The organism is Egicoccus sp. AB-alg6-2, from assembly GCF_041821025.1.
Classification (GTDB): Bacteria; Actinomycetota; Nitriliruptoria; order Nitriliruptorales; family Nitriliruptoraceae; genus Egicoccus.
Genome location: NZ_JBGUAY010000002.1, coordinates 72888 through 87390, shown reverse-complemented (window position 1 = coordinate 87390; position 14503 = coordinate 72888). Strand labels below are relative to the sequence as shown.

Annotated in this window: 17 protein-coding genes; 7 read left to right on the top strand and 10 right to left on the bottom strand. The window is 72.1% G+C overall.

What is annotated here, in order from left to right; genetic code table 11:
• Positions 1-6: 6 nt before the first annotated feature.
• Positions 7-927, top strand: a complete 921-nt coding sequence (gene pstB / locus ACERMF_RS03005) for a phosphate ABC transporter ATP-binding protein PstB (protein ID WP_373667537.1) — start codon at positions 7-9, stop codon at positions 925-927.
• A 40-nt stretch (positions 928-967) separates the two neighbouring features.
• Here pstB and ACERMF_RS03000 read toward each other — a convergent pair whose 3' ends face one another.
• Together ACERMF_RS03000 and ACERMF_RS02995 are read right to left on the bottom strand one after the other, a co-directional pair.
• Positions 968-1147, bottom strand: coding sequence for a hypothetical protein (locus ACERMF_RS03000; RefSeq protein ID WP_373667536.1), 180 nt, complete (start codon positions 1145-1147; stop codon positions 968-970).
• Between the two features lie 37 nt (positions 1148-1184).
• Positions 1185-1580 (bottom strand): ArsI/CadI family heavy metal resistance metalloenzyme, encoded by a 396-nt coding sequence (locus ACERMF_RS02995; RefSeq protein WP_373667535.1) that lies wholly within the window; start codon positions 1578-1580, stop codon positions 1185-1187.
• A 212-nt stretch (positions 1581-1792) separates the two neighbouring features.
• On the opposite strand from ACERMF_RS02995, the gene ACERMF_RS02990 reads away from it, so the two are divergent.
• Complete coding sequence (locus ACERMF_RS02990) at positions 1793-2125, top strand: ArsR/SmtB family transcription factor (RefSeq protein ID WP_373667534.1); 333 nt, start codon at positions 1793-1795, stop codon at positions 2123-2125.
• Between the two features lie 19 nt (positions 2126-2144).
• Here the strand turns inward: ACERMF_RS02990 and arsB are convergent, their stop codons facing one another.
• On the bottom strand, positions 2145-3251 hold the full coding sequence (arsB, locus tag ACERMF_RS02985) for an ACR3 family arsenite efflux transporter (protein WP_373667533.1): 1107 nt from the start codon (positions 3249-3251) through the stop codon (positions 2145-2147).
• A gap of 85 nt (positions 3252-3336) precedes the next feature.
• On the opposite strand from arsB, the gene ACERMF_RS02980 reads away from it, so the two are divergent.
• The gene (locus ACERMF_RS02980) at positions 3337-4017 is read left to right on the top strand and encodes a helix-turn-helix domain-containing protein (RefSeq protein WP_373667532.1); all 681 of its coding nucleotides are present in this window, start codon (positions 3337-3339) and stop codon (positions 4015-4017) included.
• A gap of 18 nt (positions 4018-4035) precedes the next feature.
• On the opposite strand, the gene glpX is transcribed toward ACERMF_RS02980, so the two are convergent.
• Positions 4036-5025 carry a class II fructose-bisphosphatase gene (gene glpX / locus ACERMF_RS02975; protein WP_373667531.1) on the bottom strand — a complete coding sequence of 330 codons (990 nt, stop codon included), beginning with the start codon at positions 5023-5025 and terminating at the stop codon, positions 4036-4038.
• Between the two features lie 71 nt (positions 5026-5096).
• Positions 5097-5873, bottom strand: a complete 777-nt coding sequence (locus ACERMF_RS02970; protein WP_373667530.1) for an enoyl-CoA hydratase/isomerase family protein — start codon at positions 5871-5873, stop codon at positions 5097-5099.
• A 118-nt stretch (positions 5874-5991) separates the two neighbouring features.
• Here ACERMF_RS02970 and ACERMF_RS02965 point away from each other — a divergent pair, with 118 nt between their 5' ends.
• A complete protein-coding gene (locus ACERMF_RS02965) occupies positions 5992-6807 on the top strand; it encodes a tetratricopeptide repeat protein (RefSeq protein ID WP_373667529.1) in 816 nt (271 codons plus the stop codon).
• A 10-nt stretch (positions 6808-6817) separates the two neighbouring features.
• Here the strand turns inward: ACERMF_RS02965 and ACERMF_RS02960 are convergent, their stop codons facing one another.
• The 4 genes from ACERMF_RS02960 to ACERMF_RS02945 form a co-directional block, all read right to left on the bottom strand.
• Positions 6818-7657, bottom strand: coding sequence for an ABC transporter permease (locus tag ACERMF_RS02960; RefSeq protein ID WP_373667528.1), 840 nt, complete (start codon positions 7655-7657; stop codon positions 6818-6820).
• Entirely contained in the window at positions 7654-8664 is a 1011-nt protein-coding gene (locus ACERMF_RS02955; RefSeq protein WP_373667527.1) for an ATP-binding cassette domain-containing protein, read from the bottom strand. Before ACERMF_RS02955 ends, ACERMF_RS02960 begins: the two co-directional genes overlap by 4 nt.
• Before the next feature lie 67 nt (positions 8665-8731).
• Positions 8732-9328 (bottom strand): TetR/AcrR family transcriptional regulator, encoded by a 597-nt coding sequence (locus ACERMF_RS02950; RefSeq protein WP_373667526.1) that lies wholly within the window; start codon positions 9326-9328, stop codon positions 8732-8734.
• Between the two features lie 90 nt (positions 9329-9418).
• On the bottom strand, positions 9419-10822 hold the full coding sequence (locus tag ACERMF_RS02945) for a PhoH family protein (RefSeq protein ID WP_373667525.1): 1404 nt from the start codon (positions 10820-10822) through the stop codon (positions 9419-9421).
• 455 nt (positions 10823-11277) lie between these two features.
• On the opposite strand from ACERMF_RS02945, the gene ACERMF_RS02940 reads away from it, so the two are divergent.
• Together ACERMF_RS02940 and ACERMF_RS02935 are read left to right on the top strand one after the other, a co-directional pair.
• A complete protein-coding gene (locus ACERMF_RS02940) occupies positions 11278-11691 on the top strand; it encodes an arsenate reductase ArsC (protein ID WP_373667524.1) in 414 nt (137 codons plus the stop codon).
• Positions 11688-12938, top strand: coding sequence for an APC family permease (locus tag ACERMF_RS02935; RefSeq protein ID WP_373667523.1), 1251 nt, complete (start codon positions 11688-11690; stop codon positions 12936-12938). Before ACERMF_RS02940 ends, ACERMF_RS02935 begins: the two co-directional genes overlap by 4 nt.
• 49 nt (positions 12939-12987) lie before the next feature.
• Here ACERMF_RS02935 and ACERMF_RS02930 read toward each other — a convergent pair whose 3' ends face one another.
• Positions 12988-13755: an isoprenyl transferase gene (locus ACERMF_RS02930; protein WP_373667522.1), complete on the bottom strand. Its 768-nt coding sequence runs from the start codon at positions 13753-13755 to the stop codon at positions 12988-12990.
• A 187-nt stretch (positions 13756-13942) separates the two neighbouring features.
• Between ACERMF_RS02930 and greA the strand changes: the two genes are divergently transcribed.
• Positions 13943-14407 carry a transcription elongation factor GreA gene (greA, locus tag ACERMF_RS02925; RefSeq protein WP_373667521.1) on the top strand — a complete coding sequence of 155 codons (465 nt, stop codon included), beginning with the start codon at positions 13943-13945 and terminating at the stop codon, positions 14405-14407.
• Positions 14408-14503: the final 96 nt, after the last annotated feature.

The following is a 14503-nucleotide window of genomic DNA, read 5'->3' as shown; positions in this document are numbered from 1 at the left end:
TCGAACATGACCGACAACCCCCTCCCCACCGACCTGGGCGTGCGCACCCCGGACGCGACCCTGTCGGTGACCGAATCCGCGGGCGGCGCGTCCACGACCAGGCCACACCTGGACGGCCGCGACCAACCGACCGTGCCGTCCGAGATCGACGGCGCCGTGTTCGAGATCCGCGGCGTGACGGTGCGCTACGGCGGCGACGCCGCCGTCGCCGACATCGACCTGCGGATCCCGACCGGCGAGATCACGGCGCTGATCGGCCCGTCCGGCTGCGGCAAGTCGACGCTGCTGAGGACGCTCAACCGTCTCAACGACCTCATCGAGGGTTGCACGGTCGAGGGCTCGGTCACCTACCACGGCGAGGACATCTACGACCCCGCCGTCGACGCCGCCGAGGTCCGCCGCCGCATCGGCATGGTGTTCCAGAAACCGAACCCGTTCGCGATGTCGATCTACGACAACGTGGCGTTCGGGCCGCGGCTGCACGGTATGACCCGCCAACTCGGCGACCGGGTCGAGCAGGCCCTGCGTGGCGCGGCGCTGTGGGACGAGGTGAAGGACAAGCTCAACGCCCCCGGCACCTCGCTGTCGGGCGGCCAGCAGCAGCGGCTGTGCATCGCCCGGGCGATCGCGCTGGAGCCGGACGTGATCCTGATGGACGAGCCGTGCTCGGCCCTCGACCCGATCGCGACGCTGAAGATCGAGGACCTGATGCGCGAACTGCGCGGTCAGTACTCGATCGTGATCGTGACCCACAACATGCAGCAGGCGGCGCGGGTCTCGGACCGGACCGCGTTCCTCACCGTCGACATCGACGACGAGGACGGGCAGCGGACCGGGCGACTGGTGGAGTTCGACCGCACGGAGACGCTGTTCACCGAGGCCGCCGACGAGCGGACCGAGGCCTACATCACCGGCCGTTTCGGCTGACCGCACCGGGCGCCCGCGCCCGTGGCCCGCCGACTCGCCGTCAGCAGGTCGCGCAGGCCGGCGGGGCCGCCCGGCGCGTCACCATGAGGTCGCCCAGCGACCAGCGACGTGCGCGCGCCCGGGCCCGACGTTGGCGTACGGCGGCGTTGTGCGCGGCCGCGGTGGCCCGGGCGACGCGCTGTTCGACGTGGGTGATCTGCAGCAGGGTGATCGGGTCCATGGTTCTTCCTCGCTCTTCGTGTGGACGTGCCAGCGGTTCAGCAGCAGGTAAGGGACGGTTCGGCGAACGTGTCGGCGTCGGCGAGCACGGTGTAGACCTCCCAGCGCGCGCCATCGGGGTCGCCGACCCAGACCTTGTCCTGGGTGGCGTAGCAACAGGTCTCGCCGGCGCGCTCGTCGGTGGCGAGGCCCTCGGCGGCGAGCCGCCCGGCGGCGGAGTTCACGGCGTCGCGGTCGACCACCTCGATGCCGAGGTGGTTGAGGGTGCCGCCGGTGGCGCCCTCCAGCAGGACCAGCTTGAGCGGTGGATCCTCGACCGCGAAGTTGGCGTAACCCGGCTTGCGCTTCGCCGGTCCGACGCCGAAGAGCGCGGTGTAGAAGGCGACGGCGGCGTCGAGGTCGGTGACGTCGAGGGCGAGTTGGACACGGGACATGGTCGTGCTCCTCGGGTGACGCCGGTGGGCCCCGTCGGCCCGTATCGATCGGCGTCGATATGGAAACCATAGACGTCTCATCGACGTCCGTCGATGCGTGGTGCGGAACCGTGCGCACAACGCATTGACGTGCGTCGATGTGACCGGCACGATGCGGCTCGCCCCCCGACGCGACGCCGTGCCAGGCACGCCTTCGCCGCCAGGAGACCGCCATGGACGTCCAGACGATCGAACCGTGCTGCGCCCCGGTCATGCAGGCCGCGCTGAGCGCCGAGGAGGCCGAGCAGCTCGCCGCCGCGTTCAAGCTCCTCGCGGATCCGATCCGGCTGCGGCTGCTGTCCCTGATCGCCAACGCACCCGACGGCGAGGCCTGCGTCTGCGACCTGACCGCCCCGTTGGACCGGTCCCAGCCCACGATCAGCCACCACCTGACGGCGCTCACCTCGGCGGGGCTGCTCGAGCGGGAGCAGCGCGGCCGCTGGGCCTACTTCCGCGTGGCCGCGGACCGTGTCGAGGTGCTCCGCGAGGCGCTCGCCCTCCGATGAGACGGCGGCCGCACGAACGTCATCTACGCGGAGGTGGCGATCCCGGGTAGAAGCGGCGCCGGGCCCACAGGGCGACATAGACCAGCCCGACCAGGGCCGGCACCTCGATGAGGGGTCCGACCACGCCCGCGAGCGCCTGCCCCGAAGTGGCGCCGAACACGCCGATCGCGACGGCGATGGCGAGCTCGAAGTTGTTGCCGGCCGCCGTGAACGACAGCGTGGCGTTGCGCTCGTAGCCCAGGCCGACCTTCCTGCCGAGCGCGAACGACACGCCGAACATGAGCGCGAAGTACACCAGCAGCGGGATCGCGATCCGACCCACGTCGAGCGGGTTGGCGACGATCTGGTCGCCCTGCAATGCGAACAGCATGACCACCGTGGCGAGCAGGCCGTACAGCGCCCACGGCCCGATGCGCGGCAGGAACGTGCCCTCGTACCACGCCCGGCCCCTGCGCTTCTCCCCCAGCGTGCGGGTGAGGAAGCCGGCGAGCAAGGGGATGCCGAGGAAGACCAGGACGGCCCGGGTGATCTGCCACAGGGAGACGTCGAGTGTCTGCTGCTCCCAGCCCAGCCAGCCGGGCAGGACCGACAGGTAGAAGTAGCCGAGCAGCGAGTAGGCCGCGATCTGGAACACGGAGTTGATGGCGACCAGGACCGCGGCGGCATCGGTGTCGCCGCAGGCGAGGTCGTTCCAGATCAGGACCATCGCGATGCAGCGGGCCAGGCCCACGATGATCAACCCGGTCCGGTACTCGGGGAGATCCGGCAGGAACGTCCACGCCAGGGCGAACATCAACGCCGGCCCGACGAGCCAGTTCAGCACCAGCGAGGTGACCACCAGCCGCCGGTCGGCGGTCACCTCGCGCAGTTGTCCGTAACGGACCTTTGCCAGCGGCGGGTACATCATCACCAGCAGCCCGACGGCGATGGGGAGCGAGACCGTGTCGATCTCGAGCGCCTCGAGTGCCTCGCCCACACCTGGGACCAGGCGGCCGAGGAGCAGCCCGCCGAGCATGGCGGCGCCGATCCACACCGGGAGGAAGCGGTCGAGCAGCGACAGTCGCCCCGTCACGGCGGCGTCACGCGCGTCGACGGCCGCGGCGGTCGAAGGGGTCTCGGATGGCATGCGGGGCTCCGGCAGGGGCGGGCTCGCGACGTGCTGGCGCCGCGGTCGTCGGCGCTCGCAGGTTAGCTCAGTTATTCTTGAGCGAATGACCGATGCCACGACCACCGATCTCGCCGTCCGTGCCGCGATCCACCGCGCGCTCGGTGACGAGACGCGCCTGCGGATCGTCGATGCGCTGCAGTTGACCGACCGCGCGCCGAAGGAACTGGGCACGATCGCGGGCGTGTCCGCGAACCTGCTCGCCTTCCACCTCAACACGCTCGAGCAGGCCGGACTCGTGCGACGCCGGCCCTCCCAGGGCGACCACCGACGCCGTTACGTGAGCCTGCGCTACGACCGGGTCGCCCACCTGTGGCCGCCTCCTCCGCTGGACACCGGGGCCGAGCGGGTGCTGTTCGTCTGCACGGCCAACGCGGCGCGTTCGCAGCTGGCGGCGGCGCTGTGGCAGGCGCGGACCGGCCGTGAGGCGCACTCGGCCGGAACGACGCCGGCCGCCCGGGTGCACCGCGGCGCCGTCGCCGTCGCCCGGCGCAACGGCCTCGATCTCTCGGGCGCCACCCCGCGGCCACTCGACGCCGTCCCTCCGGGAACCGACCTCGTCGTGTCGGTCTGCGACCGCGCGCACGAACGCCGGGTGCCCTTCGACGCGCCGGTCCTGCACTGGTCGATCCCGGACCCCGCCGCGGGAGCCCGGGCCGACTTCCAGCACGCGTTCGACGAGCTTCGCGTCAGGATCGACCGCCTGGCGCGTGCCGCCGCCGCGTGACCCGACGCACCGGCACGGTCAGTAGTCGACCGACGCGTACCGGCGCAGCTTCTCGAAGCGGTGGCGCGCGGAGATCAGCCGCACCGTGCCCGACTTGCCCCGCATCACCAGCGACTGGGTGATCGCGCCGTTCCCGCGGAACTGCACCCCGTTGACCAGCTGGCCCGGGGTGATGCCGGTGGCCGAGAAGAAGCAGTCGTCGCTGCGGACCAGGTCGTCGACCGTCAGCACCGCATCGAGGTCGTAGCCGGCCTCCTCGGCGGCCCGCCGCTCGTCGTCGTTGCGGGCCCACAACCGGCCCAACTGCTGGCCACCCAGGGCCTTGAGGGCGCACGCGGTCACCACGCCCTCGGGCGTCCCCCCGATGCCGTACAGCAGGTCCACCTCGGGGCGCTCGTCCCAGGCGGCGAGGATGCCGCCGGCGACGTCGCCGTCGGTGATCAGCTGCAGCCGGGCGCCGGCCTCGCGGATCTGACGCTTGGCCTCCTCGTGGCGGTCCCGGTCGAGCATCATCACCGTGAGGTCGCGCATCTCCTTGCCGTTGGCGTCGGCGACGATGCGCAGGTTGTCGGCCAGCGGGCGGTCGAGATCGACCAGGTCGGCCGCCTCGTTGCCGACGACCAGCTTCTCCATGTAGACGCACGGGCCCGGGTCGAACATGGTCCCGGCCGGGGCCGCGGCCAGCACCGCCAGCGCCCCGGGTCGACCGTCGGCGAGCAGGCGCGTGCCGTCAACGGGGTCGACCGCGATGTCGACCTGGGGCGGGTTGCCGGTGCCGACGGCCTCGCCGTTGAACAGCATCGGGGCCTCGTCCTTCTCCCCCTCGCCGATCACGACCGTGCCGTCCATCTCGATCGTCTCGAGCATCTTGCGCATGGCGTCGACGGCGGCCTGGTCACCGCCTTCCTTGTCGCCGAGCCCCTGCCAGCGGGCCGCGGCCAGCGCGGCCGCCTCGGTCACGCGCACGATCTCGATCGCGAGGTTGCGATCCGGCTTCTCCGGGTTCACCGCGGCTCCCTTCGACCCCCGACCGGGGCATGTGCAGTGCCGATGACTCTAGTGATCCGCACCGCGGCCGTTCACACCCGTCGGGGCCGCACGGTCCGGGGCAGGTCGCGGTCGAGGCCGGGGTCCAGCCGCCCGGTCTCCGCCTGTGCGCGAAGCGCGTCGTTCTCGAAGGCCACCCGGTTGCGCAGCCCCGAGGCGTCGTTGAACAGGCGCTTCAGCAGCGCGACCGTGTCGGGGTCACGACCGGCGACCTGCGCCAGCCAGGTCCGCGCGACCGCGACCGTCTCGCCGGCCGCCACCAGCCGCTGGACGAATCCGGTACGGAACGCCTCGGCGGCCGGGACGTCGCGGCTCGAGAGCACCCAGTCCTTGGCGACCGAGAGGCCGACCTGGCCCACGGTGCGTGCGGTGCCGACCGGGATGCCGTGGACGGCGCCGGGGAAGCGGAAGACGGCGTCCTCGGCCGCCACCCGCAGGTCGCAGGCGGCGGCCAGCTCGGCGCCACCACCGACCGCGTACCCCTCCACCGCCGCCGCGGTGGGGACCCGCAGCAGGGTCAGTTGTTCGTAGACCGTCGTGAACAGCTCCATCCGGCGGCGGCCACCGTCACCGAGTGGCTCGCGCACGTCGGCACCGGCGGAGAACATCCCGGCGGCGCCGGTGACCAGCAGCCCGCGCAATTCGGCGTCCCGGTCGGCATCGTCCAGCGCGTCCGCCAGCGCCATCAGCAGCGCCGTGTCCATGGCGTTGCGCGCATCGGGCCGCGTCAGCGTGACCAGCCGCAGCCGGCCGGCGGGCACCTCGACGACCTCGACGCCGACGGGTGCGGGCGTGGCGGCATCGGGCACGGCGGTTCCTGTCGGAGCGTGGAGGTCGGCGAGGCGAAGGTCGGACCCGAGCCTAGGGGCGCCTTGCCCGCGGTCATGGTGCCTCCGGGGTTCGAAGCCACTCCAGTAGCCTCGCGGCATGCCGCAGCACACCAGAAGCCGCCTCGTCTCGCTGGTCCGCCGCCACGACGCGGACCTCGCCGAGGCCGCCCTGCTCGTCGGTGCCGAGGCACATCCCGACCTCGACGTCGACCGGGCGCTGCTCCGCCTCGACGCCCTGGCCGACGGCCTGCGCGCCAGCGGCTTCCGGGCCGGCGACCCCGACACCGAGGCCGCCGCGCTCAGGACCTATCTCGGGCACGCGCACGGGTTTCGCGCGGCGCCCGGGCCGGCGCCCGACACCGTGCTCCTGCCCGACGTGCTCGACGGCAGGGCCGGTGTCCCGGTGACGCTGACGATGCTCTACGTCTCGATCGCGCGGCGGGTGGGGATCAAGGCCTATCCGATCGCGCTTCCGGGGCTGGTGGTCGTGGGCATCGCCGCCGGCGAGCGGCCGCTCGTCATCGATCCCTCGCGCGGCGGTGCGCCCCTCGACCACGACCAGTTGGCGCAGCACGTCCACCGCGCCACGACCGGCCAGCTCGGGTTCCGCCGCTCGATGCTGCGCCCGTCACCGGCCGTCAACGTCGTGCGTCGTCAGCTCAACGACCTCACGCGGGCTTACCTCGCCGAGCAACGACACCTCGACGCCCGCTGGGCCATCGAGCTCAAGCTGCTGCTGCCCAACCGGATGCCCGACGACCACCGCGTCCACGGCGAGCTGCTCGCCCAGGTCGGCCAGTTCCATCTCGCGGCGCAGGCCTACGAGAGCTATCTCGAACTCGTCGGCCCCGACGCCAGCGACGCCGAGGAGGTCAGGCGGGCCGCGATCCGTGCGCGGGCCCGCCTGAACTGATTCCTCGTCGTCAGCTGGCCTGCACCCGTCGGTAGACGCGGACGGCAAGCAGCGAGAACACCAGCGTGATGCCGACGATCCAGGCGAACGCCGCCCCGACCTGGCCGGCCACCGTCTGCCCCGGCAACAGCGCCTCGGGTCCGAGCATCAGGCCGCGCAGGGCATTGGCCACCACGGTGATGGGCTGGTGGTCGGCGAACGTGCGCAGCCAGTCCGGCATCGTCTGCGTCGGCAGGAACACCGACGACGCGAACACGAGCGGGAAGACGGGCAGGAACACCGCCGACTGGGCCGCTTCCGGGTTGCGCACGTACAGGCCGATCGTCGCCATCACCCACGACAGGGCGTAGCCGAACAGCAGGGCGATGCCGAAGCCGGCCAGGAACCCCAGGAACGTGGTCTGCCAGCGGAAACCGATCGCGAACCCGACCACCAGCATCAACGACAGCACCGCCGCGTTGCGGCCGAGGTCGGCGAGGGTCCGGCCGGCGAGCACGGCCGAGCGGGCCATCGGCAGGGAACGGAACCGGTCGATCACGCCCTTGGAGAGGTCCTCGGTCAGCCCCATCGCCGTCTGCCCGGCACCGAAGGTGGCGATCTGGATGAGCAGGCCCGGCATCAGCCACTGGATGTAGTCGTAGCCCGCCGGCAGGGCCCCGCCGATGGCGCCCCCGAAGACGAAGTTGAACAGCAGCAGGAACATCACCGGCTGGATCGTGGAGAACAGCAGCAGCTGCGGCAGCCGGACGTTGCGGAGCAGGTTCCTGCGGGCGATGACCAGCGTGTCGGTGACGGCCCGTCGCAGGCCGATGCGGCCTTCCTGGGACGGGTGGGCGGCGATGGCGCTCATCGGCGGGCTCCGGTGCGTCGTGACGGGCGGTGGCCCGTGGACGTGTCTGCGGCTTGGTCGTCGGTGCCGGGGCGCTCGCCCGTCAGCGAGAGGAACACGTCGTCGAGGCTGGGCTTGAGCAGCGCGACGTCGCTCGGTTCGATGCCGGCGGCGTCGAGGCGTCGGACGGCCTCGAGCAGGAGCCTGGTCCCCGTGCGCGCGGGCACCCGCAGGTGGCCACGGTTCGCGTCGCTGGTCGGCTCGTCGCCGGTCAACTCGGTGAGCAGGGCGGCGACGGCCGTCCGGTCGTCGGCGGCGACCCCGACCTGCAGCACCGCGGTCTCGAGCGTGTCCTTGAGCTCGTCGGCGGTGCCCTCGGTGATGATGCGGCCGCGGTCGATGACGCCGATGCGGTTGGCGAGCTGGTCCGCCTCCTCGAGGTACTGGGTCGTGAGCAGCACCGTGGTGCCGTCACGGACCAGGCCCTGGATCAGCTCCCACAGGTCGAGACGGTTGCGCGGGTCGATACCGGTGGTGGGCTCGTCGAGGAACATCACCTGCGGCCGTCCGACCAGGGAAGCGGCGAGGTCGAGGCGGCGTCGCATGCCCCCGGAGTAGGTACGCACGAGGCGGCCCGCGTCGGCGGCGAGTCCGACGCCCTCGAGCACCTCGGCGGTGCGGCGCCGTGAGTCGCGGGCCGACAGTCCGTACAGGCGCCCGACCATCTCGACGTTCTCGCGGCCGCTGAGGTAGTCGTCGACCGCCGCGAACTGCCCGGCCAGGCCGATACGGGTGCGCGCGGCGACCGGGTCGGCCAGCACGTCGACGCCGGCGACGGTGACCCGGCCCCGGGAGGGCACGAGCAGCGTCGCCAGGACGCGGATCAGGGTGGTCTTGCCGGCCCCGTTCGGACCGAGCAGGCCGTAGACGATGCCGGGCTCGATGGCGAGGTCGACCCCGGCCAGCGCGTGCACGTCCTTGCCGAAGGTGTGGTGGACGTCGTGGACGTCGACGATGGGTGCCGACATGGCTGCTCCTGGAAGGCAGGCGGACGAACGCGGGTGCCGGAGGGAGGCCGAACGCGAAGACGGGCGGTCAGGTGGGCGCGAGCCCCCACCAGATCGCCGCCACGGCCCGGTCGAGGGCGGTGTCGTCGTCGGGCGCGCCGAACTCGACGTCCCAGACGGTGCTGGTGATCACGTGGTAGAGGACGCTGCCGAGCAGGGCCGTGATCGCCGCGGAGGGGTTGGCTTCCGGGGCGACACGGCCGAGCGCCTGCTCGTCGCGGAGCCAGTTGGCGAGGTTCTCGAGCGTGCGCCAGGGCCCGCCGCCACGGGCGTGGACCTCGCGCAGGTGGTTGCGGACCGCGTGGGGGTCGGCGAGCAGGGCGGCCAGGTGTCCCGAACCGCCGCGGTAGAACGCCATCGCCGCCGTGGCGAGCTCCCGCAGCCGTTCGTCGACGTCCTCCTGCCCCGGCGTGGCGGCGTACTCGGCGGCCAGCGCCGGGAACAGCATCACGCGGCGGTTGACGGCGGCGGCGAGCAGGTGCTCCTTGTTGCCGAAGTGGTTGTAGATCGATCCCTCGGCGCAGCCGGCCTCGAGCGCGATGGCGCGCGTGGTCAACCCACGGACGCCGTCGCGCTCGAGCACGCGGGCGGCCGCGTCGATCAGCCGTTCCTCGATGCCGCCCACGACGCCTCCGGGATGAGTGAGCGCTCACTCACAGCGATGAGTGTGCGCTCACCCACCTCCGTTGTCAACGTCGGCGGCGGAGGATCGTCCTCAGAAGATCGTGGCCGCGTGCTCGGCCAGCGGGCTGCGCACGCCCTTGGTCAGCGTGAGATGGCCGAACAGCGGGCTGCCCTTCATCTTCTCGATCAGTGCCGCCATGCCGCCGTAGGGCGAGATGTAGGGGTTGTCGACCTGGCCGAGGTCACCGCAGAAGACGACCTTCGAACCGGTCGCCATCCGGGTCAGCACGACCTTGAGCGCGGACAGCTCGATGTTCTGCGCCTCGTCGACGATCACGAACTCGTCGGTGATCGACCGCCCCCGCAGGTAGGTGATGGCGGCCAGCTCGAGCTGCCCGCGGTCGATCAACGAGTCGATGGTCGCCTGGACCTGTCGGTGCTCCCGGGCGCCGCGCCCGACCGCCGCCGGCCCGGTGTCACCGCGCCGCAGCAACGCGTAGAGGTTGTCGTGCACGGCCGCCATCCACGGCGCCAGCTTCTCGTCGAGGTCACCCGGGAGGTAGCCGATCTCCTGGCGGCCCACCGCGATCAGCGGCCGGTAGACCGACAGCCGCCGGTAGGCGGTCGCCTCGGTGACCTGTTCGAGCCCCGCGGCCAGTGCCAGGAACGTCTTGCCCGTGCCGGCCATCCCCATCAGCGACACACACGGGACGTCGGGGTCGAGCAGCAGGTCGATGGCGAACGTCTGCCGGACGTCGCGGGGCGCCATGCCGAAGACCGCCCGGTGCCCGGCCACGCGGTGCACGGTCGCGACGCCGTCCTCGTCGACGTCGAGGACCCGGCCGAGCCCCGAGGAGGACCGGCCCGCCTTGAGCACCAGGCAGGCGTTGGGCCACAGTTCACCACCTGCGGGACGCAGGTCGACCTGATCGCGCTCGAGCTGCGCCTTGCCGTCGCGGTGCAGCAGATCGAGGAAGGCCGCGTCGACGTCGAGTTCGACGACGCCCGCGTCGTGCTCGGTCGTCTTCGCCGTGTCGCCGCGATAGTCCTCGACCTCCACGCCGAGCTGGCTGCCCTTGATCCGCAGGCCCGCGTCCTTGGTGACGAGCGTGCCCTGCAGCCCGATGGCGACGCACAGGATGCGGTGGTCGGCCTTCGCCTTGTCGAGGTAGGGCGGCAACGCCACGTCGACGTGGTTGGACTCGATCCGCACGGTCCCGCCCGTCGGCAGTGGGAGCGCATCCCGCAGACCACCCGAACTCTGCACCCGCAGGTCCTCGATGGCGCGCAGCGCCAGCCGGGCATTGCGTCCGACGTCGTCCACCGCCGTCTTCTTGCGGTCGAGTTCCTCGATCACCACGAGCGGGATGACCACGTCGTGCTCGTCGAACTTCAACAGCGCGTTCGGGTCCGCGAGCAGGACGCAGGTGTCGAGCACGTAGGTGCGCCGGGCACCCTTCCGGCGCGACGGGACGGGACGGGTCAACGTGGACATGAGCAGCTCCCCAGCCAGAGCCAGCGGGGCGACGTGCTCCCGTCACCGGCCCAGGAACGACGAACGCCACCCCAACGGGGTGGCGTGTGCAGTGCGGTGATGGTGGCCCGCGGTCCCGGGCGGTCGGCGCCGAGCGCCTCCGGGAGCCGGTCAGGCACCTCGGGGGACGGATCCCCGGTCGGCGGAAGTCCGGCCCGGGCGTTCCGCGAGAGGTGGTCTGGTGGCAGTGGCGGCACCGTGGTCGTCTCGGTCGTCGGTGGTGGCTTCCAACGTCGCCGACGGTACCGCCGAGCCCCCTCCCGGCGACGCAACCTCGACCGGTGGCCGGCGGTGACCGGCCGGCTGGCCGGCACGGTGGACGCGCACCGGCTGCGAGTTCGCCCCGTCACGCAGCGCGATCTTTATCTCGATGATCGTTGAGCTAATCTGCGCGCATCCCCGACGAGGAGCCAGCCATGCCCACGCGCCCGACGGTGCTGTTCCTGTGCGTCCACAACGCCGGACGCTCGCAGATGGCGGCGGGCTGGCTGCGCACGCTGGCCGGTGACCGGGTTCGGGTGCTGTCCGCCGGTTCGGAACCGGCCGAGGCCGTCAACCCGGCCGCCGTCGAGGCGATGCGCGAGGTGGGCATCGACATCGCCGGCCACGCGCCCCAGCGATGGACCGACGAGGTGCTGGCGACCACCGACGTCGTGGTCACGATGGGCTGCGGGGACACGTGTCCGTACGTGCCGGGGACCCGCTACCTCGACTGGGAGCTGCCGGACCCGGCCGGTCTGGGGACGGCGGCCGTGCGCCCCATCCGCGACGAGATCGAGGTCCGCGTCCGTGGCCTGCTCGACGAGCTGGGTCTCGCAGCGTCGTCATGAACCACTCCTCCCCCTCGCTCGCCCGCCGTCTCACCACGTTCGACGCCGTCGTCATCGGGCTCGGGGCGATGATCGGTGCCGGGATCTTCGCCGCACCCGGACCCGCTGCCGCGTCGGCCGGGTCGTGGCTGCTGCTCGGGCTGGCGCTCGCCGCCCTGGTGGCGTATGCCAACGCGACCTCGTCGGCGCAACTCGCCGCGCTGCACCCCGAGGCGGGCGGCACCTACGTCTATGCGCGCGAACGACTCGGGTCCTACTGGGGCTTTCTCGCGGGCTGGTCCTTCGTCGTCGGCAAGACGGCGAGCCTGGCCGCGATGGCCCTGACCTTCGGCGCCTACGTCGCCCCCGCATACGCACGCCCGATCGGCATCGCCGCGGTCGTGGTCATGGCCGGCGTGAACTACCTCGGCGTCGAGAAGACGGCACGCCTCAGCCGGGTCATCGTCGCACTGGTCCTCGCCGCGTTGACCGTCGCCGTGGCGGCCATGCTCGGCGGCGGCGGGCCGGCGGCCGGCAACCTCGACGCCGCCCTGCCCGCCGGACCGTACGGCGTGCTGCAGGCGGGCGGCCTGCTGTTCTTCGCGTTCGCCGGCTACGCGCGGCTGGCGACGCTCGGCGAGGAGGTCGAGGATCCGGCGGTGACCATTCCGCGCGCCATCCCGCTGGCGCTGGGGATCGTCGTGGCCGTCTACGCGGTCGTGCTGGGCGCCGCGTTGCTGACGGCAGGTCCACAGGCGCTGGCCGAGGCGCCCGCGCCGCTGGTGGCGGCCGTGGAATCCGGACGGTTCGCGGCCGCCGCGCCGGCCGTCCGGGTGGGGGCCGCGATCGCCGCTGCCGGGGTCCTGTTGTCGTTGCTGGCCGGGGTCAGCCGGACCACGCTGTCGATGGCGCGGCGTCGCGAACTGCCGCGCTTCCTCGATGCCGTCCACCCGCGGCGACGGACACCGCACCACGCCGAGTTCACGGCGGCCGCGACGGTGTGCGCCATCGTGCTGGTGGCCGACCTGCGCGGCGCGATCGGGTTCAGTTCCTTCGCGGTCCTGACCTACTACGCCCTGACCAACGCCTCGGCGGCGACGCTCACGGGCGCCGAGCGGCGCTGGCCGCGGTGGCTGGCGCGGCTGGGCCTGGCGCTGTGTGTCCTGCTGGCGGGCAGCCTGCCACCGGTCGCCGTCATCGGCGGCGCCGCCCTGCTCGCGGTCGGCTCGCTGGTCTGGCTGGTCACCCGCGCCGCTCAGCGGCCGTAGCGGCGGGATCGGCGTCGCCTCGTGCTCGGGGCGCCCGCCGTGAGGTCGCTCAGCGACCGTAGCGGCGGGATCGACGCTGGTAGTCGCGGAGGGCGCGGAGGAAGTCGATGCGGCGGAAGTCGGGCCAGTAGGCGTCGCAGAAGTAGTACTCGCTGTGGGCCGACTGCCACAGCAGGAAGCCGGACAGGCGGACCTCGCCGGAGGTGCGGATGATCAGGTCGGGGTCGGGCAGCCCCGTGGTGTAGAGGTGGTCGCCGATGTCCTCGGGACACAGTTCGCGGGCGACGTCCTCGAGGGAGCGGCCAGCCTCGGCGCCGGCGAGCAACAGCTTGCGCAGCGCGTCGGTGATCTCCTGGCGCCCGCCGTAGCCGACCGCGACCTGGACCCGCAGCGCGTCGTTGTCGGCGGTGGCCGCCTCGACGTCGGCGAGGGCGCGCCGGGTGTCCTCGGGCAGCAGGTCGAGCGCACCGACGGCGGTCAGTCGTAGCCCGCGACCGTTGCTGGCGAGCCGCCGGACGGTCTCCTCGATGATGGTCAGCAGCTGGCTGACCTCGGCGTCGTCGCGGGCGAGGTTCTCCGTGGAGAGCAGCCACAGCGTCACGTACGGGATCCCGAGTTCGCTGCACCAGCGCAGGAACGGGTCGATCCGTGCGGCCCCCAGGGCATGCCCGCGGCTGGGGTCGTCGAGGCCGCGTTCGCGGGCGAAGCGGCGGTTGCCGTCGAGGATCACGCCGACATGCTGCGGCAGCGGCCCGCCCGAGAGTTCCTCGGCGAGCCGTCGCTCGTAGACCCGGTAGACGACGTCAGCAACACCCATGACGCTCGACTCTACTCCGTGGTGCGCCGGCCCCCGGGTTGGCGTGCCGGGCCCGCGGCGTGGTAGGCTCCGAGCTGATCACGCCCGGGCCCCGCGGTCCGGGCGTTCGTCGTGGCGGGGCCGGGAGCAGCATCCGCCACCCCACGACGTCCTTTGTTGTCATCGACGTGGATGAGGTGTGTTCCCCGTGGCCGAGACGTGGCTGAGCCAGGAGGCGTTCGACCGTCTCAAGGACGAGCTCGAGACGCTCAAGACCGAGGGTCGTCCCCAGATCTCCGCGGAGATCGAGGTCGCGCGTGGCCACGGCGATCTCAAGGAGAACGCCGAGTACCACTCCGCCAAGGAGGAGCAGGGCAAGATGGAGGCGCGCATCCGGCAGCTCGAGGCGCTGCTGCGCGACGCCAAGATCGGTCAGCCGAAGGACACCGACGAGGTGCGTCCCGGGCTGGTCGTGGTGCTCGACGTCGACGGTGACGAAGAGGTCTACCTGGTCGGCTCGCGCGAGGACCACCACGACGAGCTCGAGATCCTCTCGGCGGACTCGCCGATGGGGACGGCGGTGGTGGGCGCCAAACAGGGCGACAAGGTCAGCTTCACGACCCCGACCGGCGTGACGCTCGATGTCGAGGTGCGCGAGATCCGGACCCCGTAGACCTGCGCTCGCGTCGGGGCTAGTGCGAGGGGACCATACGGCGGCGAGAAGATCACCCACGGCCCGCACGCCGGAAACGGCGCGGACCGGTTTGAT